Here is a 25993-nt window from a genome sequence, read left to right on the forward strand (position 1 = left end):
TGTTACTGAACGCCGGGCACAGTCAGGCGCTGGTGCTCTTTCATGGCATAGCGGTCAGTCATTCCGGCAATGTAGTCCGCAATTGCGCGCGGTATATCCGCTTCGGAACGCTGAAAAAACTGGGGTGGCAACAGGCGCGGATCATCCATGAAAATATGGAACAACTCCTGAACCACGCGACGAGCCTTTAACGTGGCGCGCAACACTTGATAGTGTTGATACAGGGCTTTGCGCAAAAACACCTTCAGGGCGTGGTTCAGCTCAGCCATTTCCGGGCTGAAACCAATCAACTTGTCGGCCAATTGAACATCGGCTACACAGGTGGGTTTCATGGCTTGAATTCGGCGCTCCGATTCATGCAAAAGATCTTGAACCAAGGCATTGATAATGCCGCGCACAGTTTCATGAATCAGCCTGCGACCTTCAATATTGGGGTGACGGGTTTTCACACGGTCCAGGTGTATTTTGAACAGCGGAACCTCGGCCGCTTGCTCCAGGGTAATCAGCCCCGAACGCAAACCATCATCGATGTCGTGGTTGTTGTAGGCGATTTCATCGGCCAGGTTAGTCACTTGTGCTTCAAGCACCGGACGGCGGTTGCTTAAAAAACGGTCGGCTACTTCACCCAGCTTCTCTGCATTGGGCCTCGAGCAATGTTTCAAAATACTTTCACGGGTTTCAAAGCACAAGTTCAGGCCATTGAAACTGGCATATTTCTCTTCCAGCTCATCCACAACCCGCAGGCTTTGCAGGTTGTGCTCAAAGCCCCCGTGCGGGGCCATGCATTCATTGAGTGCGTCTTGCCCGGCGTGGCCAAAGGGCGTGTGCCCCAAATCATGGGCCAGCGCCACCGCCTCGGTTAACTCCTCGTTCAAGCCCAAGTTGCGGGAAATGCTGCGCGCAATTTGTGCCACTTCAAGGCTGTGGGTGAGGCGTGTGCGGTACAAATCACCTTCGGTGTTTACAAATACCTGGGTTTTGTATTCAAGGCGACGAAACGCTGCACTGTGAATAATGCGGTCGCGGTCACGTTCAAATTCGGTTCGGCCTTCCGGGCTTTTTTCAGGGTGCAATCGACCACGTGTGTTTGTGGAACTGACTGCATACGGGGCCAAACTGAGTTCAAAGTTGCGCACTGTTAGTCCCCTGCCCCCATTTCCTGCAATGTTTGCCGTACAAGGGCCTCGTCGGCAGGCGAAGTGGACGCCCCGCCCAAACCATTGAGCAACACGTACTTGATGGAACCGGAGTCGGCTTTTTTGTCATGCGCCATCAGCGCCATGAACTTGTCCACACCCAGGCGCGGCGGAATGGCTGGCAGCCGGGCATCAATGACAATTTTCTTCAAACGCGCAGACTCCTCAGCACTCAAACGACCCATGCGACGGCACAAGTCGGCCGCAATCACCATGCCGCAACCCACTGCCTCGCCGTGGTACCACTGACCGTAGCCCATACCTGCTTCTATGGCGTGACCAAAGGTGTGACCAAAATTAAGAATGGCGCGTATGCCACCTTCGCGCTCGTCTTTCGACACCACGTCAGCCTTGATCTCGCAAGAACGCTTCACCACGAGCGCCAGCAACTCGGGATCACGGTTCAGCAGAGCGGGCATATTGGCCTCGACCATGTCCAGGTATTCGGTGTCTGCAATTGCGCCATGCTTGATGATTTCAGCCAGGCCGCAACTCAGTTCGCGATCCGGCAAGGTGTTCAGGGTAGAGATATCGGTCAACACCATTTGCGGCTGGTAAAACGCGCCAATCATGTTCTTGCCCAGCGGGTGATTGATACCGGTTTTTCCACCCACCGAACTGTCCACCTGACTCAGCAAAGTGGTGGGCACCTGAATGAAGGGAATTCCGCGCATGAAGGCGGACGCCGCAAAGCCGCCCATGTCCCCAATCACACCGCCGCCCAGCGCCACCAGCACGGTTTTGCGGTCGCAGTGATTTTGCAACAAGGCATCAAACACCCGCTGTAAGGTGGGCCAGTCTTTGTATTCCTCGCCGTCCGGCAGGCTGACCACATGTACCAGTTTCGCACCTGCTTGCTGCAACGTGGCTTTCAAATGTTCTGCATACAACGGCCCTACCGTGGTGTTGGTACAAATCATCACGGTTTTACCCGCCACATGGGGCTGAAAAAGGGCAGCCTTGTCTAGCAGGCCCGCGCCAATGTGAATGGGGTAACTGCGTTCGCCCAAATCAACTTCAAGGGTGTATTGACTCATTCTGTTCCGGTGGCCTTCTGTTCAGTGTCGGGCGCCTTTTGGCCCAATTTTAACGCATGGCTGATTTTGTTCACAATTTGGTAAACAGGTTGCCTGCCAGTCTCAACGACCACATCGGCGCACTGTTTGTACAAAGGCAATCGCGCTGCCAGCAATTCTTCAATTTTTTTGCGGGGGTTGGGGCCTTGCAGCAAGGGGCGGTTCTTGTCCATCCGAGTGCGTTGGTACAATTCAGCCGCCGAGGCGCTTAAATACACCACGGCACCAATTTGCTTCAGAAGTTCACGATTTTCTGGCGCCAGCACGATGCCGCCGCCGGTGGCGATCACCTGCCTTTCCCGGCCAACAAAGCTGGCCAGTGCAGTCGATTCTCGTCGACGAAAACCGGCCTCGCCTTCAATCTCGAAGATAACGGGAATGCTGACACCTGTTTGATGCTCGATCAGGTGATCGGTGTCAGTGAATTCCCAGGACAGATGCTTGGCCAAGGCCTTGCCGACTGTGCTTTTGCCGGCACCCATCATGCCCACCAGCACAATGCATTGATTAGACACTTCGTTAAGTCTTTGTGAACAATCAAATCATTGTACGGTAAAGCATGTGCTATTGGCTTGTAAGCACAACCGGCGTCAAAAAGATTAACAATTCAGCACGGCGCTTGGATTCATTTTTGCCACGAAACAAGACACCCAACCCCGGGATATCACCCAGAAACGGGGTTTTGTCATTCAGCACATTGTCATCTTCTTCGAAAATACCACCCAGGACCACTGTGCCTCCGTCGCTCACTAGAACTTTAGTTTTCACCCGGCGGGTGTCGATCGCAGGTCCGTTGGAAGTTTCTATTCCAATGGAGTCTTTCGCAACATCCACATCCAGCAGCACGGTGCCGTCGGGTGCAATTTGCGGCGTCACGGCAAGCTTCAAATTGGCCTCCTTGAACTCGGTGGCAGTGGCACCACTGCTAGTGGCAATTTGGTAAGGAATTTCAGTACCCTGCTCAATCAAGGCAGGTTCTTTGTTCGAGGTAATCACGCGGGGATTGGACACCGTGCGCACCTTGTTTTCAATTTCAAGCGCCCGAAGCTGCAGATTGATTAATCGCGTTGAATTGGCATTGAACAGGGTGTAGCCCAGATTGGCTGTGTTTTCAACGCCGGTATTCACGAAATTACCGCTGCCAAACTGATCGCCAACATCATCAAAACCCGGGTCGGCCCTAGCTGACAAAGCCCGCAACCTGATGCCCAAATCTCGAGACACCGAGGTATCTGCAAGCACAACACGCGCCTCAATCATCACCTGCTTCACAGGTTTGTCCAGACCATTGACGATCATGCTGATGCGCTCAAGCCGGGTGGGCGTGTCTTGAACGAAAATCTGGCTGGTGCGCTCATCTGAAATCAAGGTGCCTCGAGCCGACAACAGTTTGGAATCCTCCGACTTGATCAAACCCACCAAGTCGGCCGTTTTCTGGTAACTCACCTGAAACACCTTGGACACCAAGGGCTCCATTTCGTCCTGAGCACGGCGGTTGGCGGTTTGAAACTGATCGTTGGTGACATCCGTGGGCGTGGACACCAACAACACATTGCCCGACTGGCTCGACACCAAACCTTTGGAGCGCATCACAATGTCCAGCGCCTGGTCCCACGGTACATCTTTAAGAAACACCGTCACCTTGCCCTGAACCGAGTCGCTCAACACCAGGTTCATTTTTGTAAAGTCGGCAAACACCTGCATCACGGTGCGTATATCGGCATCCTTGAAGTCGAGCGTAATTGGGCGGCCTATGTATCGGGCCACCACACTTTGCTCTGAGTTTGCGGGCTTCAGTTCAATTGCCTTTGTTTGTATAGCCATGTTTTGCGTCGGGCTTAGCTCAACCTCCACCACTGGTCCGCGTTGACGCACCAGGTGCGTGGCACCATTCAGTTTCATCTGAACAGTCAATGCCAAATCTCCAGGTTTCAACTCCGCCATGGCAATCGGTGAATCTCCAGTGGTTTGCAATTGCCGCGCAACACCCGAAGCAAGTTGCGCATTAGCGAACCTGACTTTCAACTGGTCGTTCAGCAGCACCGCGTCCGCTACGATATCGGGCCGATCGAACTCCAGCCTAAGCACCCATTTCCCGGCCACTTTGTCCAGCTTCCAGGCTTTCATGACCGGGCCTTCTGCAATTATTGCAGGCTTGCCCATGATCTGCGCAACAGTGTCTTTGAGCTCACTTTGCTCAGACAGCACCGCTGCCTGCCCCCCGTTGGGCTGAAAGGGTTTTGGTCCGGAGAATGTCAGCTCAATTGCGCGGTCTTTTTGATTAAGCCGTACTTCGTAATTTTGCGCCAACTCAAACACCAATCGGGTTTTTCCGCCCGCCGCGATCAGCTGGGCCTTTTTGATTCTGCTGCCCGAGGGAAAAGCCATGGGTAGCGTGCTGTTACCCAATTCGACGGGAAAATCAAGCACCTGTCGGGCAGGGTTTGCAATCCGGAACAAGCCCAATTTGCCATCGAAATCCTGATCAAAAAACAGGGTAACGCGAGCCTGGTCGGCCAACTCTTCCAGTTTGGCGTCCACCACCGCCAGGGCATGGACTTGAAGATGCATTAGCAAACCCGCTGCCAGCGCAACTGCCTTAAAACAAGTTCGCACAAACCCAGCATTAAATAGTTGATTGTTCATTGAGCATCCTCGGGTATGTTCACTGGCATCAAGTTCAGTTCAAGGCGCTTTTCTCCCGCCCTGGAGTCTATTCGCGACAGCACAACCTGTCCCGGTCCAAAAGAGGTCACTTTGTAGGTGCCCAACACGTAACTGCCCACCCCAACAACATGGTCGACTTGCCCGTCATTCAGAATGGCAACACGTTGACCAGCCGACTCAATCAAACCCGTCAGGCGTAACGATTCCGCCGACAAATTAACGGCTGCGCGCCGATCGGCTTCATCGCCCCATTGGGTACTCGACCATTGAAACAAACGACCGGTGATCGGCGGTAAATCTGCTGCACGAACACTCAAGTTGCCCGTGTGTTGTAACGCGCTTGAATCCTCAGGCTCAGATACATTCCCAGCTTGTCTCTGACCCGCGTTCAGGCGTTGCCCCAACTCCGCCATGGCCACGGCGTGATTGTCCTGGGGATCTCCCAATTCAGGAAAAAAGGGCACCAGCAGTATCGAAAAGAGAAAGTCCATCATGGGTTTTCGACCTCCACGGTTTGCGGTGTATTCAAGGGCAGTTGTGCAAAGGCATTCAGCTCACCGGTCATTTTCCAACCACCCTCATCCGGCAAATACGCCATGTCAAACTCCTTCAAACTTACCTGGCGGCTAAGTGCGGCAATGTAATTCGGCAAACGTGAAATTGCATCGCCATCACCACGCACACTGACTGTCACGGGCACCACACGCATCACTTCGCGACTCAATGGCTCTTTGGGCGTAAACTCGGCAAGCTTTAACCCGTGATCCAGAATCACTTCATTGATACGTTCCAGAAGCGAGGCCAGTTCACGCTCAGAGGGCAATGCCATTTTCAGCAAAGGCAATTGCACCTCCAGTTGAGCCAATTCAGCCTCAATCGCAGGTCGGTCTAGCAACAAACGCGACTGCGTATCCAGGCGTGCCAAAGATTCCTGAATATTGGTTTCAAGTTGTGTGCTTATGGTTAACGTGTCTTTCCAGAACAGAAAAAAGCCCAGCACCAAAAACACCAACCAAAGCCCCCCAATCAACAACAGCCTTTTTGACCAGGGAAGCAAGGGCAGTTCATCGGCCAAGTCCCGAAAACTCATCTCATCGAGGCGCATGCTCAGCACCTCGCAAAATAGCCTTGATCTCAAACAGGTGGCGGTTGTCCACCACACCCTTGACCGTCTGCTTCGGCTCAGTGACCGATACCAGGTCGACAGATTCGAACAGGCTGTTGCCAGCCTCCATTTGGTCCACCCACTGCGCCAAGCTTGACACCGCATCTGTAAAGCCGTTGATGATCAGCACGTCTTTGCTCACAAACAAACGCGTCATCGACACATTGGAAGGCACCGTCCCGTCAAGGAAAGAAACCCAGCGGCTAGCAAGAATCGATTCTTTTTCCACCGCCTCCAAAGCACTCACCTGGCGATTCAACACCGTCACCCTGTCTTTCATGGCTTGAACCTCCGCCACGCGTGTCGCCATTTCCGACTCCATCGCGCTCAAATTGCCAAGAAATACCTCTTGTCTTGCCACGCGCGCGCTAAATTCACTGCCAATGGCGTAGCAGGCACCCAAACCGAGCACTACACCCGCCGTCAACTCGGCCATGAATCGGCGTTTTCTGCGTGTCTCACGCAACACCCGGTAAGGGTAAAGATTGAATAGAATTACTCGCATGGCATCGCCTCCAACGCACCGAATGGCACCACGTCGTCATGCCATCGTCCTTGCAATTCTTTTCGGGGAGAAATATCAATCAAGCGAGGTGACAGGGTTTGGCTGCGTTTGGCAGTTGACTCACACCCTTTTGCATACATCAGCTCGCCTCCAAGAATCAGGCGAACCGAAGCAACCTCCTCAGGGGCATCGTCCCGTGTCCAGGTCGATACAAGGCGCTCCAACGCAGAAACTGCCTGCACCACCGAGAAGCCCTCCTCGCTGTGCTCCCAGCTTTCATTGAACAGCACGCCTTGAGAGAAAACAGCCAATCGAACATGGTGGCGAGACAGTTCACCATGCAACAGAAAACGGATATCTGCCGACTTCAATGCAGCAGGAGCCATCTGCAAATAGCCATTCATAGCAGCCACGGTGTCCAGCGTAATTCCCAAACAGGTCAAGCCACAGGACTGACAGGCACGCATGATTTCATCAACCTGTTTTTGGTCAATCCCTGCAACAGCAAGGCTGACACTGCCATCTGACAGTTCTGCCTTCACCTGCCAATCAAAAGCAGCCTCACGCTCCGATTCCCCTGCAGCGGCCTCCATCAATTCCTGAATCTGAAAACGAATCAAGTTCTCGCGCTCATCCTTGGCCACGCCAATCTCCCCCAAATACGCATGTTTGGAAGGCACAGAAACCACCACGAACTGCGGCTTGGTCAGCGTGGGCGGTAGCTCTCGAATCGCAGCCACGATCGCTTGCTCCAGGGATACCGCGCTCAACAAAGCATCATCCTGAGGGACTAGCTCCAGGGTGCCGCCACCCGATGCACGAATCGACTTAAATGACAGGCAGCCCTGGCGCTCAATTTCTCCGTAAACCCACCGCCACCTGCCCCCACTGAACGAGATGGACAAGGCATGGGCCGCGCCTGCGTGTAGGCTGAAAAACCACTTTCGAACTGATTTCATGAATGAACCCTGAGCAAGGTAGAGCTTCAGGGTAGAGAATTCAGCGGAGCCAGCTAACCCTCATTGGAGGGGTACAACCACTAGGGGGAGAGCACGAATTCACCACTAGAGTCAACGATCGGAAATTCCCGTGCGTTGGCAGATACAATGTAGCCACCAACACCTATCCTGTTCCGACCTGTGAATTCAAACAAAATCCGCCTCAAGCACCACTCCGATGGCTTCATTGCGACCGCGCTCACCGTACTGATCGGCTTGGGCGTGTCTGGCGCGCTGCTCGTGGGCGTGGCCTTGGCACTTATTTTCCCCAAGTTACCCGACCTCGATACCCTGACCGATTACCGACCCAAAGTGCCGCTGCGCGTGTTGACTACCGATGGCGTACTCATCGGTGAATTTGGTGAAGAACGCCGCCGCCCAGTCGACATTACCGAGGTGCCCTTGGTGATGCAACAAGCCATTTTGGCGGCCGAGGACGATCGGTTCTACGAGCACGGCGGCATCGACTTCATGGGTGTTGCACGGGCCTTGGTGACCAACGTCACCTCGGGCGGGCGCACACAGGGCGCCAGCACCATTACCATGCAGGTCGCCCGCAATTTCTTCCTGACCCGAGACAAAACCTGGACCCGCAAGTTGTATGAAGTACTGCTGGCCTACAAGATTGAAGGCAGCCTGAGCAAAGACGAAATTCTGGAGCTTTATATCAACCAGATTTACCTGGGCCAACGCGCCTACGGTTTTCAATCTGCCTCACAAGTGTATTTCGGCAAACCGCTGCGCGACATCAATGCCGCAGAAGCAGCCATGTTGGCTGGTTTGCCCAAAGCGCCCTCTGCCTACAATCCAATTGTGAATCCAAGCCGTGCCCGTGTGCGCCAGGAGTATGTACTACGCCGCATGAACGACCTCGAGTATCTCGACGATGCACAATTTGAAGAAGCCTTGAACACCGAGTTGGTGTACCGCAATCGCAAAGCCAACGGCGATGACATCGAGGCCACGACAGGCCTGACCATCAATGCCGACTACGCAGCTGAAATGGCACGCCAGGCCGTGGTTGAAATGTATGGCGAAGAGGCCTATACCTCGGGCATCACCGTAACCACAACCTTGATTGCAAAAGAACAGCGTGCCGCCCAGCGCGCCTTGCGCAACAGCGTGATGGACTATGAACTGCGTCAATTCTTCCGTGGCCCGGAAGGCTACATTGAACTGCCGAACGACCCAAAAGAAGCCGAAGAAGTCATCGGTGACAACATCAGCGACTACACCGACTACGGTTTTTTACAAAGCGCAGTGGTGCTATCAGCCAGTCCCACTGAAGTGGTGGTATCGCAGGGCGCAGGGGAGCCGCTAAAACTGACAGGCACCAGCCTGAAGCCCGCAGAAAGCTGGTTAAATGAACGCGCGCCTGCCAACAAACGACTGAAACGCGGTGCTGTTGTGCGTATTTTAAAACGCAAAGACCAGCCCCCCATGCTGACGCAATTGCCTGAAGTGGAAGCTGCGTTTATTGCCATCAGCCCCAAAGACGGCGCAATCCGCGCCCTGTCCGGTGGGTTCGAGTTTTCTCGCAACAAATTCAACCATGTCACCCAGGCCACCCGCCAACCGGGCTCGGCATTCAAGCCGTTTGTGTATTCTGCTGCACTTGAAAAGGGAATCACACCAACCACACTGGTGGCCGATGAACCCATTTTTGTGCCAGCCGACACCCCGGGTGGCAAGGACTGGAGCCCAAAGAACTACGACGGAAAGTACGACGGCCCCATGTTGCTCAAAGAAGGCCTGGCCAAGTCGAAAAACATGGTATCCATCCGGGTACTGCAAGAAATTACCCCACAATACGGCCAGCGTTGGGCCACACAGTTCGGCTTTCCTGCTGCGAATGTGCCACCCTACCTCACCATGGCCTTGGGCGCTGTCACCACAAACCCTCTTCAAATGGCCAGCGCGTTTGCCGTATTTGCCAATTCGGGTTACCGCGTAAAACCCTATTTGATTGAAAAAATCACCGATGGCACCGGTCGAATTGTCGCCCGTGCGCGCCCCGCTGTTGCAGGCGAGGAAGCCAACCGTGTAATCGATGCCCGCAATGCATTCCTGACAACCCGCCTGCTGCGTGAAGTGGTCGAGCGCGGCACAGCCACCCGGGCCAAAGTGCTCAACCGGGGAGACATTGTTGGCAAAACAGGTACCACTAACGACAGCCATGATGCATGGTTCGCAGGCTACAACAGCGATATTTCAGCGGTGGCCTGGGTTGGCTACGACCAACCCCGCAACCTGGGTGCCCGCGAAACCGGTGGAGGCCTGGCCTTGCCAATCTGGATTGATTACATGAAAGTGGCGCTGGCTGATTCACCAGAAAAACCACAAGTGGTCCCCCCAGGCATTGAATACATTGACGGGAATTATTACTACTCCGAATACACACCGGGCAACGGCGTGGGGCGCATCGATGTGAACGGTGGTGGTGACGACATTCCGAGTCTGTTTAACTTCCTGAAGGGCTTGGGCGGCATGCTCGAGGGCAGCGGTGAAGCACCCATCAGTGGCAACCCCACCGCCGGTGATGGCACCAGCCACGCGGCACCCGCCCGTCCACGAGAGCAGCCGCGGGATGATATTGAACGGCTGTTCGGCAACAATTAAAAGAACTTAGAAATTGGGGCAGTTCTGCCCCAATTGGCCACTCAGCAGTTCAACAAAGTGGGTTTTGAAGGGCGTTTTGCTGCGGGTATCCAGCCATTCGCCATTGGCATACTGATAATGAAAACCACCCGATTTTGCAGCCAGCCACAACTCGTGATTGGCCACCTGGCTGTTTAAAATCATCTTGCCTTTGTCTTCAAAATCAAGGGTTAATACATTGCCCGAGCGCATTGAATCTGCATCAAGGTCCAGCGTATCGACCAAGGATTCAATATACTCTTCTACTTGAACCAAGGTGGCATCCACCACCGCCTGGAATTCTGTGTCTGTCATGAAAAAATCACCTCTAAGAACATTGGCCATTGTCACCCTGTTTGCACTGGGCCTGAATGCTTGCGGCCAACGCGGACCACTTTATTTGCCCGAGCCGCCCGCACCCCTGCCCAAACCCGCTGGCTACGACAAACCTGAACAACAGCAAAACCGCTAAACCTACAATTTTCGAGCAATTTTACCGTGCAAAACAACTCAGTGAATCCCAGCGATCTCAACCCCCACTTGCAGTTCGACACAGCCAGTGGAGAACTTCAATTCGAGAGCACCGAGCTTTCCGGTTTGGCGCAGGAATTCGGAACACCCTTGTATGTGTATTCCGCCTCTTCCATCAAAGCGGCTTATCGTGCATACGCCAGCGCCTGTCAGGGTCTAGCCCACGTCACCATCTGCTACGCGGTCAAAGCCAACTCCAACATTCACATTCTGAAATTGCTGGCCCAAGAGGGTGCTGGGTTCGACATTGTGTCTGCCGGTGAACTGGCACGTGTCATCGCGGCGGGTGGCGCACCTGAAAAGGCCGTGTTCGCGGGCGTGGGCAAATCCATGCAGGAAATTGAGTATGCGCTGGGGCAAGGCGTGGGCTGCTTCAATGTGGAATCTGAAGCCGAAATGGAGCGCGTGGCCCTGGTTGCCGAGAAATTGCAACGGAAAGCCAATGTGTCGTTGCGTGTGAATCCCGATGTCGATGCAAAAACCCACCCCTATATTTCCACGGGCCTGAAAGAAAATAAATTTGGCGTGTCGATGAACGCGGCCAAGCGGGTTTATCAATTTGCCAATTCACACCCGTGGTTGAATGTGCACGGCATCGATTGCCACATTGGCTCTCAACTCACGGATGCAAGCCCCTATTTCGATGCGCTTGACAGGGTGCTGGCATTGCTTGACCAATTGGCAGCCGACGGCATTGAAATCAACCACCTCGACCTGGGTGGCGGCATCGGCATTCGTTATCTGGACGAAACACCACCCACACCGGCTGAAGTACTACCCAAATTAATCAGCAAAGTTCAAAGCTGGGCTCATGCCAAGGGTCGCGGCATGCCCACCTTGTCATTCGAACCCGGACGCTCCATTGTGGGCAACGCGGGGGTTTTGCTGACCCAGGTCGAATTCCTGAAAGAAAATGAAGGCAAACACTTCGCGATTGTAGACGCCGCCATGAACGACCTGATGCGCCCGGCGATGTACAAAGCGTTCCACGGTGTGGTGGCTGTACAAAACAATCCCCATGCTACGGCGCAAGAATACGATGTGGTAGGCCCGGTGTGTGAATCGGGCGACTGGCTGGCGAAAAACCGCACACTGGCCATTGAACAGGGCGACTACCTTGCCATTTTGTCAGCGGGTGCCTATGGCCAAACCATGGCATCGAACTACAACAGCCGTGGCCGTGCAGCCGAAGTACTTTTGGAAAACGGCAAAGTTACCTTGATTCGCCGTCGAGAATCCATCGAAGACCAGCTTCGCCCGGAACTCGACGTTTAATCACATCCAGGTATGAAAGAAAAAAGCCCCGATTCAATCGAACCGGGGCTTTTTTACATCACAGCTTGTTACATCAAAGCTCGCCGTAAGAATGCAAGCCAGAGAGGAACATGTTCACGCCCAGGAATGCAAATCCAGTCACCAGCAAGCCCACCAAAGCCCAGTAGGATGCGACCACGCCACGCAGGCCTTTCACCAAACGCATGTGTAGCCATGCAGCATAGTTCAGCCACACCACCAGCGCCCAAGTTTCCTTCGGGTCCCATTGCCAGTACGCGCCCCAGGCCTCTGCGGCCCACAAAGCGCCCAAAATGGTGGCCACTGTAAAAAATGCAAAGCCCACGGCGATCGACTTGTACATCACGTCGTCAAGTACTTCCAACGCGGGCAAGGCATCTGCAATGCGCTTGCGCGCCAGCAAAATCGCACCCACCACGGCACAACCAATGCCCAGGTACAAGGCCCAGTAAATCGATATGCCTTCGGTGCGAAACACCATGGGCTCCAGGAACATCAACACACCCAAAATACCTGTGGGAATCAATGCCTTGATACTGGGCGCATGGGCATACACCTTCAACAGGTAAGCAAACGCCACCATTGCTGCAATCGAGAAAGTGCCATAACCAATAAAGTTGGCCGGTACGTGAATTTTCATCCACCAGCTTTGCAGAGCGGGCACCAAAGGCTGAATGGCATAAGCCTGGCGCTCTACGCCGTACCAGGCCAAAAAGCCCACAGCAGCCACCACCACCAACATCACAAAGGCACCTAGCTGGCGCGTTTTGTACACCTGCTCATAGAACAGGTAATACATGGCCGTAATCAGCGCAAACAGCACAAACACTTCGTACAAATTAGAAACTGGAATATGGCCTACATCTGGCCCGATCAGGTAGCTTTCATACCAGCGAATGAACATGCCGGCAAAGCCCATCACCACAGCACCCCAAGTCAGCGCCGTGCCCACAAAACCCGCTGTGGGTGAACGCCCCACCAAACCAATCCAATAGGACACAGTGGCGACCACAAACATCACGCCCATCCACAAAATGGCGGATTGACTTGAAAGCAGATACTTCAGGAAAAACTTCTGCTCAGCGGCTGCCAAATCACCGCCATAACTTGAAATCGCCAACAAGCTCAAGCCCGCTACAGTCAAAATCAACCATTTCAGTGATCCCCAGCGGTAGGCCATGTAGGCAACAACTGGCACACAACTCCACAAAATAGTGATCTCGTAAATGTCCATGAAACTGTGGTATTGCTGCGAGGCATAACCCGCCGCGGCCACCAACAATGCGGCAAACGCAAAGTCACTCCAATGAAATGATTTTGAAAACCAACCCGCCTTTTTCGTGGGCAAGCCTGGCTTATCGCCCGTGGGGCTTTGATTGATCCAGGTCGAACTCATACCGCATCTCCTGCCGAGGCTGCTTTAGGCGCAGCCCTGCTGTTCAATTCATTCACAAACTGCTCGTACTCTTTCTCAAAATCCATGGTCTTTCGAGTGGTGGACATACCCATCATCACTTTGGAGCCCTCTTCATCCTGGGTTACCCAGAAAAATGCCCTGCGCTCACGGATGTAGAACATCGAAAATACCCCGATGCACAAAAACAAACAACCCAGATACACAATCCATTGCCCCGGGGCTTTGGCCAACTGGAACACGCTGGCCTTCACCTCATCAAACTGGTCCAGCTGAAACATCACAGGCGCGCCATACAGCGACAAATCAGACAGAGCAATTTGTGCGTCCTGCACAAACCGTCCATGTACTTCATCAGGTACTGCCGGAGGCAAGTTGGCCGTGGTGCGTGAAAGTTGATAAACCTCCCACATGGCACCTTGCAACAGACGAATAATCACATCGCTGGCTTTCTCGCGTTCGCCCTCGGGCACGGTGCTTTCAATAAACTGCGCAATGGCGGGCAAGCCTGACAGCGAATTATTCAAGCCCGCAAAACGCTCCAGGGCACGCTGCGCACTGTCGGCCACACTGGCCACCAACTGTGCCGAATCGGGCCTGTCACCAAATGCCTGCTGCGCAAAACGCTGTGCCGCAGTTCTGCGAATTTCATCATTTTGCAAAGCCGCACGGAAGCGCATAAAACCCTCCAGTTGGCCGTTGTCATCGACTGGAATTCTCAGATACTTAAAACCATCCGCGGGGGTTTCACGCACACCCGCCAAATAATAGCGCCCGCCATCCAGGTTAATGGGCAACATGTAATTGTGAAACTCACGGGCTTGCCCCGCCTGGTCGCGCAACTTGTAGGTAATGCTGGGACCAATGTTCGTGAATTTGGTCTTTGCGTCCTCTTTCACACCGGGGCCCAACACGCTGGCAAGGTTGGTCTCGAAAGGCGACAGCGCGTCGGCATTGCCCAAAGCCAAATCATCCACGCTCACCTGATCGGCGTTCTCCACGGGCAAGGCCTCTACATTGATTGATTTGAAGGCAGTGAACTCCACCTTCAAATCCCGGCTCAAATCGCCTTGCAACTGGCTCAGGTCTCGGCCACCGCCCACCACACCATCCAGGTCGAAGCGATAGTCACGCTCGCCGGTCAGCGGAATGCCTTTGAGTTGAACCTTGGTGCCACCATCGTCAAAGCTCGACTGATACACCGTCACACCCTTGTAAATCAGCGGTTTGTTAACCTCAATCGTGGCCTCAAATCGCTCCTGTGTGTCTGGGTCAAAAACCTCCACATCACTGGCGAACAACTTGGGCATGCCCGTGCTGTAAAAATCAATCCGGAATTCTTTCAGGGTCAGCTCAAACGGCAGGTCTTGCACCAGCAAACCATCATCGGTGTTCAACACAGCCACTCGGCTGGTTTCACCCTCCGGCAATAGCAAATTGGCACGGTAACTAGGGTTCGACTCCGAAAGGCGCGCTTTTTCGGGAATACCCGCAGTAATTTCAGCCCCGGTCACAGGCGTTTTGCCAGTTGCCCAAACGGCAAGCTGCAAAGGCACACCGCTGTCCAGCAAGCCACCAATGCAAATCACAATAATCGACAAATGCGCGGCGATGTATCCAAAACGGTTTGCACTGCCTGCTTTGGCGGCCACCATGGTGCCGTTGTCGCGCACCGATTGTTTTACCTTGAAACCTTTGTGCTCCAGCCACTCGGCGACGATACCAGGCAATTCAGAGGGCTTCTCCTTGAATCGCCCCTCCCAACGGTGAGCGAAGGCCCTCAAACTGTTCTCGCGAATATTCTCGCGATACACCCGCATCTCCTTGATCATCTTGGGCGTATTGCGGTAAACGCACAAGGAAGTGGACACCACCAAAAACGCCATCACGGCGATAAACCAGGGCGCATTGTAAATTCGGAACAAACCCATGGGCTGGAAAAACGAAGCCCAGAAAGGCCCAAACTGGTTCACGTAGTTCACCCAGGGATCAGCCTGACCAACCACCGTACCAATTGCAGAGGCGATACAAATCAGCGTCAGCAGGCTAATTGCAAAACGCATGGAGCCCAGCAACTCCATCAAACTGACCCAAAACGACTGCTTGCCCATTCTTTGTGGGTTCAAATTGTTTGCCACGTCCCCTGAACTACTCACACGCTTCCCCACTATTGACTCTTTGTACTTCTCTCACTTTTCCGACTTTTGCCCATGCCGAAAAAAAAGGGGCTATCCTCTAGCCCCTTTTTGACCGGCGATCGCGTCAAATGTTCAACGCAAACCTGCGATGTAATCGGACACGGCTTTCATTTCCTTGTCCGACATCTTGTTTGCAATCACGGTCATCTGTTCGCTGTTGTTGCGCACACCATCACGGAAGGCAATTAACTGGCTTTCCGTGTACTGGGCGTGCTGGCCACCCAAACGTGGATACTGGGCTGGAATGCCCGCGCCATTCGGGCTGTGGCAACCGGCACAGGCTGGAATTTTTTTGTCGGCAATACCACCGCGGTAAATCTTTTCACCCAAGGCCAGAGTGTCCTTGTTCTTGGCAGAACCGAGAGTTTGCTTCTGAGCAGCCAGGTACGCCGATACGTTCTTCATGTCTTCATCTGACAAAGCAGCCGCAAAGCCTGCCATGATCGCATTGTCGCGCAGCGGCTTTTCACCATCTTTGCCAGGCTTGAAATTCACAAGCTGCTTGTACAGGTACTCGGCATGCTGACCCGCGATCTTGGGGTAAATAGGGGCAGAAGCATTGCCATCGGCACCATGGCAGGCCACACACTGCTGCATGATTTCCTTGCCTTTGGCCAAGTCGGGCTTGAACACTTCAACGGGGCCGGCAGCTTGGGCCACAGACATTGAAAACATCAAAGCGGCAAACAGAGAACTCAGTTTAAGCGTCGTCAGCTTGTTCAGCATGGTCAAACCCATCAAAAAGTGCATCAAAAAATAGTGCGGCTATCCAAAAAACCCTGCCCAGCCTACCCAATCAAAAACAAGGGCGCTGCCACCAAAGGCGCGCAACTGCAGCAAAGTTTTCACAAACCCTAGATTATAACCACTCAAGCGGCTGTCTTGCATCTAAAATGTGCGCATGACAATCAATTTCCACAACACGCATTTCGAGATCTCAGCATCTCGCATGGTCGAATGCCCGGGCGCCAGCGTCCCCGAGATCGTATTTGCCGGGCGCTCAAACGCCGGCAAGTCCACGGCCATTAACACCCTGTGCAAACAGCGGCAATTGGCCTATGCCAGTAAAATGCCCGGCCGCACCCAGCTTCTCAACTTTTTTCATGTCATTGAGCAGGCTGAGCCAATTGCGCGCCTGGTCGATCTTCCCGGCTACGGCTTTGCCCAATTGGCGCAAACCAGCCAAAGCGTGTGGGACAAAGAACTGGGTAGCTACCTGGCTGAACGCCCCAGCCTGGTGGGTACGGTGCTGATTGTAGATTGCCGTCGCGGTCTGCTTGAACTGGATTATGCTTTAATCAAATGGGTGGGGCATCGCCAGTTGCCGGTGCACATCCTTCTGTCCAAGGCCGACAAATTCAACCGTCAAGAGCAGGTGCTTGCCTTGCGTTCCACACAAAAAGCCCTCGATCCGTATCGGGTCAATGGCCATGAAATCACGGTTCAACTGTGGTCTGCATTGAAAAAAATCGGCATGGTTGAACTGGAAACCCAACTGTCGAACTGGGTTCGCCCCCCTGCACCCACCCCCGAAACACCTGAAACCGAGCCGCCGACAATATGACCCAACACTTGTATCATCGCCCCCGTCGCCTGCGTCGAACCGACGCACTGCGTCGCCTCGTGTCCGAGCACACACTGAGCGCAGCCGATTTCATTTATCCAGTCTTCGTCATACCCGGCAGCAACAAACGTGAATCCGTGGCCTCCATGCCCGGCGTAGAACGCCTGTCACTCGACCTGTTGTTTGCCAAAGCCGAGCAATGCCTGGAATTGGGTGTGCCTGTCATGGCCCTGTTCCCGGTCATTGAAACCGATAAAAAAACCGCCGATGGCCTGGAAGCCACCAACCCCGAGGGTTTGGTGCCACATGCGGTGCGCGAACTGAAAAAGCGCTTTCCTGAATTGATGCTGCTGACCGACGTCGCACTCGACCCATTCACCAGTCACGGCCAGGACGGCCTGATTGACGAACATGGGTATGTGCTGAACGACGAAACTGTCGAAGTGTTGCAAATGCAGGCTTTGGTACAAGCGCAGGCAGGCGTGGACATCGTCGCCCCCAGCGACATGATGGACGGTCGGATTGGCGCCATTCGCGAAACCCTCGAAGCCAATCGCTGCATTCACACCAGCATCATGGCCTACTCCGCCAAATACGCCTCGGCTTTCTACGGTCCCTTCCGAGACGCGGTGGGATCAAGTGGCAACCTGGGAAAAAGCAACAAAAAGGTGTATCAAATGAACCCGGCCAACAGCAATGAAGCGCTGTTGGAAGTCGGCATGGACCTGGATGAAGGCGCAGACATGGTCATGGTCAAACCAGGCATGCCCTATCTGGACATTTTGTGGCGCGTGAAAGAGAAATTCGCCCGTCCCACCTTCGCCTATCAGGTCAGTGGTGAATACGCCATGATCAAAGCAGCCGCGCAAAACGGCTGGCTGGACGAAAACGCCGTCATGCTTGAGTCCTTGCTGGCCTTCAAACGCGCGGGCGCAGACGGTATCCTCACTTACTTCGCACTCGACGCGGCAAAACTTCTGAAACAGGGTTAATTCGCATGGGAATCTGGACGCATCTGACTCAAGACAAGATCAAGAAGTTAAGTGATGCGCCCAGCCAGTTGCCCGAGTCCGGGTTTCTGTGGCTCGATACACAACTCGATGAAGAATTGTCCTGGCTGCCGGCAGTTGAATCCCTGCTCGGCTTCAAGTTGGACGAACTGCATCTGGAAGACCTCGGCAACACCTTTCATCCCAGTCACTTCGACATTGGTGATGGCTACAACATTCTGATTATCCGGTCATTGTCCAGCAAACCCCTGTTTGACGAAAACAATCGGCTCAGCATCAAAACACGCCCAGTGTTTTTTGTTATTACTCCAAAACTGTTGGTTACATTTCGGCCGAAAGACAGCCGCACATTTGCCATGGCCCGCAAGTTTGTGGACAGTGAGCCTGAAAAACCAATGGATGAAATCGAAACTTTCCTGAAATTCAAACGTGCCCCAGCGGGCACAGACGAACTCATGATCCAGTTGGTCAGCAATTTGGTGGACCGCTTCATGGAAACCAGAATCGAAATTTCAGAACAACTGGATCGCTGGCAACGTGATTTGCTCAATCCGCGCAAACGCTTTCAAGACTGGAATGCCTTGCTCGCCGCTCGCAATGAAATGAATCGACTGGAGTCAGTTGCTCAAGACCAGCGCGATGCGCTCACCGACTGGCAAGACGACCAAGAGCGTGAAGGCCGCATGGCTGCCGCCCTGCAAGTGAATGCACGCGACACGCTTGAACACCTGGAGCGAGTCGTCAGCCTCACCCGCCGCTTGGGTGCAAATACGGAAACTGCGGTGCAGCTTCACTTCTCCGCTACAGCGCACAAAACCAATGAAATCGTCACAGTGCTGACCATGCTGACCGCTTTGTTCATGCCACTCACGCTCATCAGCGGCATTTTTGGCATGAACTTCGAGGAAATACCTTTCTTGAAAAATCCAAATGGGTTCTGGATCAGCCTGGGTCTCATGGGCCTGTCCAGCGTCATTTCAATTGGATTGATCTTCTGGATCAAAGGCCGAAATCACCTCGGCAAACCCTGAGCGGCTCCAGGCTTACAAACCAAGGTTGGGACGGATCTGGTTCAAGGTCTGATCAAACCGCTTCGCATTCTGAAAGCCGATCACCTGATGAATGGACTCTGTTTGCCCGGCCGGAAAAAACAAGATTGCAGGAGGCCCGAACAGGCTGAATTGCTTCAGTAAAGCCTGATCACCCGCCGTATTGTCAGTCACATCCACCTGCACCAAACGAATACCATTGAGCTTTTCCTTGACCGAGGTGTCCGTCAAAGTAAACAACTCAAATTCTTTGCAACTCACACACCAGTCCGCGTAAAAGTCGAGCATGACTGGCTGCTGGCTCGATTCAATCAAACCCACAACCTCCTCACTGCGCACCTTCTCAAACGCAGGCTTGCCTGTCGCAAGTTGTTGAGATACTCCATTCGCACCTGCTTGCTGACCATTCAAACCAGCCAAAGGCTGAAGCAGGCTGCCTGAGCCGGAAAAAAGACCCATCAGGTAAATCAAAGCCAAAAGCGTAAACAACAAACCGAATGTTTTGCTGATCACCTTGCCTCGTGAGCCCATGGTCGCCATGCTGCTTGCGCCATGAAACAAGGCCGCTGCAGTCATACACGCCAGCAAAGCCCACATCGCCATAATCAGCCACACTGGCGTCACTGGCGTAATTGTCCACACCGCCACGGCCAACAACACAAAACCGAACGCAGCCGATACCCAACTCATCCAGGCACCAGCCTTTGGCAATGCCGCACCTGCTCCTGCGGCAAACAGCACCAGAGGCAAGCCCATGCCCAAGGCCAGCAAAAACAAAGCTGCTCCACCCAAAACTGCGTCACCAGTTTGTCCGATATACAACAACGCACCAGCCAAGGGCGGCGCCACACACGGACCCAACAACAGAGCCGACAACACGCCCATGACCAACACTGGAATGAATTGCCCACCTTTCAGACGACCGGTTTTCTCTTGCAGCCAACCCTGAAAGCTTGCCGGCAATTGCAGCGAATAACCCATCAAGAGTGCTACCCCCAGCAAAGCCAACACACCGCCAAAAGCCCATAGCACGGGTGGCTGTTGCATGGCCATGACCAGGCTTTGACCTGTCAGTCCGGCCAGCACGCCCAACAAAGCGTATGTCAGGGCCATACCCAACACATACACCAATGCCAAAGCCATGGGCCTTGTCTTGCCCACTGCCCCTTGACCACCAGCCTGTTGCCCTACTACGAGACTGCTGACAATCGGCAACATCGGCAAAGTACAAGGCGTAAAAGCCAACAGCAAACCCAATCCAAAAAACACCGGCAGAACCACCAGCCACGATTGGGCTGCCAACCTGCTTGCCAGGTCGCCCGCCTCATCTGCAGGCAAACCAGCGCTGGATTGCTGGCTGTTCGTGGAAGGCAAATCCGGTTTCTTCCCGAAGAACGTGCTGACTCCTCCACCTAACACACCACCCAACAAACCACTGTCCTTGAATGCCACCGGCGTGGTCATGGGCGGGTAACACAAACCTGCGTCTGCGCAACCTTGGGAAATCAATACGGCCTTGGCCACATCCACTGGGTTATCACCCAAACCATAACGAATTTGAAACGCCATTTCTCCCCGAAGCGCTTCAATTTCCTGGTTCAGAAATTCATCAAACTTGCGGTCGCCCCGCGGCAAGTCAACAAACTCAAACACCGGCAAACTCATCGGGTTCTCAAGCGCAAAACGCTCACGGTACAAGTAATACTCCGGAGCAACCTTGGCACGCACATCGATCAGGCAATTCTCAACACAAGCCGGGTCTTGCACACTCAACGTAAACTGAAACGCCTCTTCGGGCGGTAAAAAATCATTGGCACGGGCCTGGCTTACACTCATCCACAAACTGACCAGCAGCAACAACGCTGGCCACATCCAGCGCGCGGTTCGCTCACTCATGCCCCAACTCCCTTGCCGCTTGCAGCAATCCAGTCAAGGTAAGGCGCATGTCCATCGGCAATTGGCAGCAGGATCAACTCTGGCACCTCATAGCCATGCAAACCCGGCAACGCCCTCTTCAATTCCTCGCATTGCGATTCGGAACACTTCATCATCAACATCCATTCCTTGGTCTGCTCGACCTTTCCCTGCCAGCGATAAACCGACTCCACCGGGCCCACAATATTCACACAGGCCACCAACTGCTCATCCACCAAACGATGTGCCAACGCCGTGGCACGCACATGTGAGTCGACTGTGGAATAAGCCACCCAACAGCGTTCCGCATTATTCTTCATGCGCCTTTCCGTTTAAACCTGCGTTCGGTCAAGAATATCGCCAACCCTATTCCCACTGTCGCATAGACAGCCATTTGAACCAAAAGTGCCGGCAACATGCTGAAATCGCGAGCATAAATACCCCTGAGTGCATCGACCACCACCGAAAGTGGCATGTAGTCAGCCACCATCCTCAACCATTCCGGCAACTGCTCCCTCGGGAAAAATGCACCCGACAAGAATGTCATGGGTGTTACCACCAAAGTGAAATAAAACATAAAGAAATCGTAGCTGGGCGCCCTGGCATTGATACACAGACCAAACCCGGCAAACATCAAACAAGCAAGAATCAGCACAAACCAGGACAAAATCCAGAATTGAACGTCACCAATACCCAAAAGCGCCACGATCAATAACATGGCCCCCGTACTAATTAAACCTTTGCTAGCAGCCCAACTGCATTCACCCAACACCACCTCGCGCAAGCGAACCGGCGTATTCATGATCACCTGCCATGTTTTCTGGGTGTGCATGCGTGAAAACGCAGAATACAAGGCTTCAAAAGTGGGCGCATTCATGGCGCTAATGCATACAGCTCCCACGGCCAGGTAGTTCAGGTACGGCATGCCCCCCACATTGGGCAACATCGACCCGAGCCCCAAGCCAAAGGCCATCAAGGCCATTACGGGGTCAACCACATTGCCAAGTAACGATGGAAGCGCCAGCTTTCGCCACACCAAAAAGTTTCGGCGCCACACCTGAAATACCGCATGAAAATTAATCATCGCGCAAAGCCCTGCCAGTCAAACTGAAAAACACATCTTCCAGATTTCCCGGGCGATAAATATAGTCCACATCGGATTGGGGCGAACGTTTCAATGCCTCCAACATCTCGTCGGCTTTTCCATTCCTGAAATAAAAAGTCTCGCCTCGCTGCTCGATCGGCTCACCCTTTGAACTCACATGCTGCGACACGCAACGCGCCGCACCCGCGCCCCACAACTCCAGTACTGCGTGGCCAACCACATTGCGGATCAGCGTCAGGGGTTTGTCACAAGCCACAATATCGCCATGATCAAGCACAGCCACTCGGTCCGCCAGGCGCTGTGCCTCATCCATGTAGTGGGTCGTTAAAAACATCGCCATGCCCTGTCGCTTCAGGTCAACCAACCGATCCCAAATCACATGTTTCGCTTGCGGATCCAGGCCCGTAGTTGGCTCATCAAGAAACAAAACCTTTGGCTGATTGATCAGGGCGCGAGCCAACATCAAACGCCTGCGCATGCCGCCAGACAATGTGGCTACTGAATCATTTCTGCGGTTTACCAACTGCGCGAATCCCAGCAACAACTCGGCACGCTCACGCAATTGCTTGCCGTGCAGGCCGAAATAACGGCCAAACACCATCAAGTTCTCGAATACCGTGAAATCCGGGTCCAGCGCATCGTATTGGGGCACAACACCCACATCCTGCCTGGCAATGTGCCCTGCTTCGGGAAGAGTTTTTCCCAGCAATTCCACCACGCCATCATCTGCCTGCGCCAAGCCCAGCGCCAAGGCAATCGTGGTTGACTTTCCAGCGCCGTTCGGCCCCAGCAAAGCAACACACTCGCCCGCATTCAGCGAAAAATTCAAACCAGTCAGTACCGCGCGTCCACCATAGGTTTTGCGTACACCACTCAAGTTCAATACAGTAGAGCCAGCCACTTACCAAAATCCCCTACAACTTTCGACACAAAACAGACTCGTCAAAGAAAATAAAAAAGCCGCGCTAGCATAAGCTAACACGGCTTTCTTAAAACTGATTCCAGAACACTCACATTCAGCATCACTTGAAGTGACAACACAGTCACCACAAAAAGCAATGTCAAATGTTTAGGCCTGCTCTTCAGCGATTTCTACAATCTCAGCAGTTTCGGGACGATCCACCAACTCAACCAAAGCCATTGGTGCATTGTCGCCTTTGCGGAAACCAAACTTCAAAACGCGCATGTAACCACCTGGGCGAGCCGCGTAACGAGGACCGATCTCGTCAAACAACTTAACAACCATTTCACGGTCACGCAAGCGGCTAAATGCCAGGCGCTTGTTGGCCAGTGTGGGTGACTTGCCCATGGTAATAATGGGTTCTGCAATCTTGCGCAGTTCCTTGGCCTTTGGCAGCGTTGTTTTGATCACTTCGTGACGCAACAAAGCGTTGGTCATGTTTCTAAACATTGCAAGGCGGTGGCTGCTGGTGCGATTTAGTTTACGCAATCCATGACGGTGACGCATTTTAAATATCCTTCAATCTAACAAACGCTAAGCTCAAGGCTTATCGAGGCCGGCGGGTGGCCAGTTTTCCAATTTCATACCGAGTGTCAAACCGCGTGCGGCCAACACCTCCTTGATTTCGTTCAATGACTTGCGACCCAGGTTTGGAGTCTTCAACAACTCGTTTTCTGTGCGCTGAATCAGATCGCCGATGTAATAAATGTTCTCTGCTTTCAAACAGTTTGCCGAACGTACTGTCAGTTCCAGATCATCGACTGGACGCAACAGGATTGGATCAACTTGTGGAGCACGCTGAGAAACTTCAGGTTCAGCCGTATTTTCCAGTGCAGCAAACACCGACAACTGCTCAACCAGAATACGCGCAGCCAAACGAATTGACTCCTCTGGCGACAACACACCATTGGTTTCAATCGACATCACCAAACGGTCCAGATCAGTACGTTGTTCTACACGCGCGCTTTCCACAGCGTAAGAGACACGTTTAACCGGGCTGAATGATGCATCCAACACGATGCGACCAATCGCCTTGCTTGGCTCATCAGGAAAACGACGAACCGAACCGGGCACATAACCACGACCTTTTTCAACTTTGATCTGCATGTCCAGCTTGCCGCCTTGCGACAAATGGGCAATCACGTGATCTGGGTTGATGATTTCAACGTCATGGGGAAGCTCAATGTCACCCGCAGTCACTACACCCTCAACCTCGCGCTTCAAAGTCACGGTCACCACATCGCGTGATTCCAACTTGAAGACGATTCCTTTCAGGTTCAACAACAGGTCTACTACGTCTTCCTGCACTCCATCCAGTGTCGAGTATTCATGAACCACACCAGCGATTGACACCTCAGTGGGAGCATAGCCAATCATGGATGACAACAACACGCGACGCAGAGCATTACCCAGAGTGTGGCCATAACCACGCTCAAAAGGCTCCATGACTACTTTTGCACTGTTGGGAGCGACTGTCTCGACCTCAACAATACGTGGCTTCAGCAAGCTAGCATTAAACATTCAAAATCCTTTTCAATACCCTCGGCTCGTTACACCGATAAGGCTGGGGATCCCTGGGATCAGTTAATCAAATTAACGTGAGTACAATTCAACGATCAAGCTTTCGTTGATCTCTTGAGAGAGGTCAGCGCGCTCAGGAATGCTCTTGAAAGAACCTTCCATTTTCTTCGCATCCACATTGACCCACAGCGGGAAACCCATCTGTTCAGCCAAAGTTACAGACTCAACGATACGTGCCTGTGTCTTCGACTTTTCGCGAATGGAAATGACGTCATTCAACTTCACAGAATAGGAAGGAATGTTAACGGCTTTACCATTCACCAAAATTGCCTTGTGGCTGACCAGCTGACGTGCTTCGGCGCGTGTCGAGCCAAAACCCATGCGATAAACCACATTGTCCAGACGAGATTCCAACAATTGCAACAAGGTTTCACCGGTGTTGCCTTTGCGGCGTGATGCTTCAGCAAAGTAGCGACGGAACTGCTTTTCCAGCACGCCGTACATACGCTTCACTTTTTGCTTTTCACGCAATTGTTGGCCGTAGTCAGAGGTACGAGCACCTGAGGTGCGACCATGCTGACCTGGCTTTGAATCCAATTTGCACTTGGAATCGAGACTACGGCGTGCGCTTTTCAGACTTAAGTCTGTGCCTTCACGACGTGACAACTTACACTTTGGACCTGTATATCTAGCCACTTGAAACCTCTTTCATTACGCGATTTGACTCGCTTCAGTCCGCCAAACGATCTGACGAACAATGGTCTTAAAAAATTAGATGCGACGACGCTTGGGAGGACGACATCCGTTGTGCGGGATCGGAGTGATGTCAGAAATACTGGTCACTTTGATACCCAATGCATTCAAAGCACGTACGCTAGACTCACGGCCTGGGCCAGGTCCTTTGATAAGTACTTCAACTGTCTTGATACCGCATTCTTGCGCGGCCTTGCCTGCAACTTCAGCAGCCACCTGAGCAGCAAAAGGAGTCGACTTGCGTGAACCCTTGAAGCCCTGCGCACCCGATGTAGACCAAGCCAAGGCATTGCCCTGACGATCTGTGATCGTGATGATGGTGTTGTTGAATGAGGCGTGTACGTGCGCAATACCGTCAGAAATATTCTTTTTGACTTTTTTGCGTGCGCGGTTATTCGCTGTTCCTTTGGCCATTTGGCTAACCTTCCTATGATTA

25 protein-coding genes and 1 pseudogene are annotated in these 25993 nt (G+C 53.2%); 6 read left to right on the forward strand and 20 right to left on the reverse strand.

From position 1 onward, the window contains the following. Positions 1-2 precede the first annotated feature (2 nt). From PY990_RS02480 to PY990_RS02515, 8 genes are read right to left on the reverse strand one after another with little or no spacing between them, the layout of a single operon-like run. Positions 3-1166: a deoxyguanosinetriphosphate triphosphohydrolase gene (locus PY990_RS02480; RefSeq protein ID WP_371815435.1), complete on the reverse strand. Its 1164-nt coding sequence runs from the start codon at positions 1164-1166 to the stop codon at positions 3-5. Further along, positions 1139-2233, reverse strand: coding sequence for a 3-dehydroquinate synthase (gene aroB, locus PY990_RS02485; RefSeq protein WP_275270259.1), 1095 nt, complete (start codon positions 2231-2233; stop codon positions 1139-1141). The genes PY990_RS02480 and aroB overlap by 28 nt, the downstream gene beginning before the upstream one ends. Continuing rightward, positions 2230-2787, reverse strand: a complete 558-nt coding sequence (locus tag PY990_RS02490) for a shikimate kinase (protein WP_335618241.1) — start codon at positions 2785-2787, stop codon at positions 2230-2232. Before PY990_RS02490 ends, aroB begins: the two co-directional genes overlap by 4 nt. A 49-nt stretch (positions 2788-2836) precedes the next feature. Then, positions 2837-4918 (reverse strand): type IV pilus secretin PilQ, encoded by a 2082-nt coding sequence (locus PY990_RS02495; protein ID WP_275270260.1) that lies wholly within the window; start codon positions 4916-4918, stop codon positions 2837-2839. Then, positions 4915-5433: a hypothetical protein gene (locus PY990_RS02500; protein WP_275270261.1), complete on the reverse strand. Its 519-nt coding sequence runs from the start codon at positions 5431-5433 to the stop codon at positions 4915-4917. The genes PY990_RS02495 and PY990_RS02500 overlap by 4 nt, the downstream gene beginning before the upstream one ends. Continuing rightward, positions 5430-6044: a type IV pilus inner membrane component PilO gene (locus PY990_RS02505; RefSeq protein ID WP_275270262.1), complete on the reverse strand. Its 615-nt coding sequence runs from the start codon at positions 6042-6044 to the stop codon at positions 5430-5432. The genes PY990_RS02500 and PY990_RS02505 overlap by 4 nt, the downstream gene beginning before the upstream one ends. After that, positions 6031-6609: a PilN domain-containing protein gene (locus PY990_RS02510; RefSeq protein WP_275270263.1), complete on the reverse strand. Its 579-nt coding sequence runs from the start codon at positions 6607-6609 to the stop codon at positions 6031-6033. The genes PY990_RS02505 and PY990_RS02510 overlap by 14 nt, the downstream gene beginning before the upstream one ends. Beyond that, positions 6600-7568, reverse strand: coding sequence for a hypothetical protein (locus PY990_RS02515; protein ID WP_275270264.1), 969 nt, complete (start codon positions 7566-7568; stop codon positions 6600-6602). The genes PY990_RS02510 and PY990_RS02515 overlap by 10 nt, the downstream gene beginning before the upstream one ends. Positions 7569-7748: 180 nt before the next feature. Here PY990_RS02515 and PY990_RS02520 point away from each other — a divergent pair, with 180 nt between their 5' ends. After that, the gene (locus tag PY990_RS02520) at positions 7749-10226 is read left to right on the forward strand and encodes a penicillin-binding protein 1A (RefSeq protein WP_275270265.1); all 2478 of its coding nucleotides are present in this window, start codon (positions 7749-7751) and stop codon (positions 10224-10226) included. 6 nt (positions 10227-10232) lie between these two features. Here the strand turns inward: PY990_RS02520 and cyaY are convergent, their stop codons facing one another. Beyond that, positions 10233-10559, reverse strand: a complete 327-nt coding sequence (cyaY, locus tag PY990_RS02525; RefSeq protein ID WP_105028088.1) for an iron donor protein CyaY — start codon at positions 10557-10559, stop codon at positions 10233-10235. Between cyaY and lptM the strand changes: the two are divergent. Both lptM and lysA read left to right on the forward strand, forming a co-directional pair. Continuing rightward, positions 10558-10665, forward strand: a pseudogene (lptM, locus tag PY990_RS02530) (LPS translocon maturation chaperone LptM); the annotation flags it as partial. The gene cyaY and the pseudogene lptM sit on opposite strands and share 2 nt — an antisense overlap. Positions 10666-10742: 77 nt before the next feature. Then, positions 10743-12050 carry a diaminopimelate decarboxylase gene (gene lysA, locus PY990_RS02535; RefSeq protein WP_413789487.1) on the forward strand — a complete coding sequence of 436 codons (1308 nt, stop codon included), beginning with the start codon at positions 10743-10745 and terminating at the stop codon, positions 12048-12050. Positions 12051-12123: 73 nt separating this feature from the next. Here the strand turns inward: lysA and ccsB are convergent, their stop codons facing one another. The 3 genes from ccsB to PY990_RS02550 all read right to left on the reverse strand — a co-directional run bounded on the left by ccsB (position 12124) and on the right by PY990_RS02550 (position 16418). Further along, the gene (ccsB, locus tag PY990_RS02540; protein ID WP_275270266.1) at positions 12124-13464 is read right to left on the reverse strand and encodes a c-type cytochrome biogenesis protein CcsB; all 1341 of its coding nucleotides are present in this window, start codon (positions 13462-13464) and stop codon (positions 12124-12126) included. Beyond that, positions 13461-15638 (reverse strand): cytochrome c biogenesis protein ResB, encoded by a 2178-nt coding sequence (locus tag PY990_RS02545; protein ID WP_275270267.1) that lies wholly within the window; start codon positions 15636-15638, stop codon positions 13461-13463. Before PY990_RS02545 ends, ccsB begins: the two co-directional genes overlap by 4 nt. Before the next feature lie 114 nt (positions 15639-15752). After that, a complete protein-coding gene (locus PY990_RS02550) occupies positions 15753-16418 on the reverse strand; it encodes a c-type cytochrome (protein WP_240605659.1) in 666 nt (221 codons plus the stop codon). 163 nt (positions 16419-16581) lie between these two features. Between PY990_RS02550 and yihA the strand changes: the two genes are divergently transcribed. Genes yihA through PY990_RS02565 form a run of 3 tightly spaced genes read left to right on the forward strand, consistent with a single transcriptional unit; the run spans position 16582 to position 19285 of the window. Beyond that, entirely contained in the window at positions 16582-17244 is a 663-nt protein-coding gene (gene yihA / locus PY990_RS02555; RefSeq protein ID WP_275270268.1) for a ribosome biogenesis GTP-binding protein YihA/YsxC, read from the forward strand. Continuing rightward, a complete protein-coding gene (gene hemB / locus PY990_RS02560) occupies positions 17241-18236 on the forward strand; it encodes a porphobilinogen synthase (protein ID WP_275270269.1) in 996 nt (331 codons plus the stop codon). The genes yihA and hemB overlap by 4 nt, the downstream gene beginning before the upstream one ends. Positions 18237-18241: 5 nt before the next feature. After that, positions 18242-19285, forward strand: coding sequence for a magnesium transporter CorA family protein (locus PY990_RS02565; protein ID WP_275270270.1), 1044 nt, complete (start codon positions 18242-18244; stop codon positions 19283-19285). Positions 19286-19297: 12 nt separating this feature from the next. On the opposite strand, the gene dsbD is transcribed toward PY990_RS02565, so the two are convergent. The 8 genes from dsbD to rpsK form a co-directional block, all read right to left on the reverse strand. Then, positions 19298-21199 (reverse strand): protein-disulfide reductase DsbD, encoded by a 1902-nt coding sequence (dsbD, locus tag PY990_RS02570; RefSeq protein WP_275270271.1) that lies wholly within the window; start codon positions 21197-21199, stop codon positions 19298-19300. Continuing rightward, positions 21196-21537 (reverse strand): divalent-cation tolerance protein CutA, encoded by a 342-nt coding sequence (gene cutA, locus PY990_RS02575; protein WP_275270272.1) that lies wholly within the window; start codon positions 21535-21537, stop codon positions 21196-21198. Before cutA ends, dsbD begins: the two co-directional genes overlap by 4 nt. Beyond that, positions 21534-22301: an ABC transporter permease gene (locus tag PY990_RS02580; protein ID WP_275270273.1), complete on the reverse strand. Its 768-nt coding sequence runs from the start codon at positions 22299-22301 to the stop codon at positions 21534-21536. The genes cutA and PY990_RS02580 overlap by 4 nt, the downstream gene beginning before the upstream one ends. After that, a complete protein-coding gene (locus PY990_RS02585) occupies positions 22294-23223 on the reverse strand; it encodes an ATP-binding cassette domain-containing protein (protein ID WP_275270274.1) in 930 nt (309 codons plus the stop codon). The genes PY990_RS02580 and PY990_RS02585 overlap by 8 nt, the downstream gene beginning before the upstream one ends. A 168-nt stretch (positions 23224-23391) precedes the next feature. After that, complete coding sequence (gene rplQ / locus PY990_RS02590) at positions 23392-23790, reverse strand: 50S ribosomal protein L17 (RefSeq protein WP_008249425.1); 399 nt, start codon at positions 23788-23790, stop codon at positions 23392-23394. 33 nt (positions 23791-23823) lie between these two features. Further along, the gene (locus PY990_RS02595) at positions 23824-24804 is read right to left on the reverse strand and encodes a DNA-directed RNA polymerase subunit alpha (RefSeq protein WP_008249422.1); all 981 of its coding nucleotides are present in this window, start codon (positions 24802-24804) and stop codon (positions 23824-23826) included. 72 nt (positions 24805-24876) lie between these two features. Beyond that, the gene (gene rpsD / locus PY990_RS02600) at positions 24877-25500 is read right to left on the reverse strand and encodes a 30S ribosomal protein S4 (protein ID WP_105028076.1); all 624 of its coding nucleotides are present in this window, start codon (positions 25498-25500) and stop codon (positions 24877-24879) included. Positions 25501-25575: 75 nt separating this feature from the next. Beyond that, a complete protein-coding gene (gene rpsK / locus PY990_RS02605; RefSeq protein ID WP_008249418.1) occupies positions 25576-25971 on the reverse strand; it encodes a 30S ribosomal protein S11 in 396 nt (131 codons plus the stop codon). Positions 25972-25993: the final 22 nt, after the last annotated feature.

Origin of the sequence: Limnobacter olei (assembly GCF_029087225.1) — a bacterium.
GTDB lineage: Bacteria > Pseudomonadota > Gammaproteobacteria > Burkholderiales > Burkholderiaceae_B > Limnobacter > Limnobacter olei.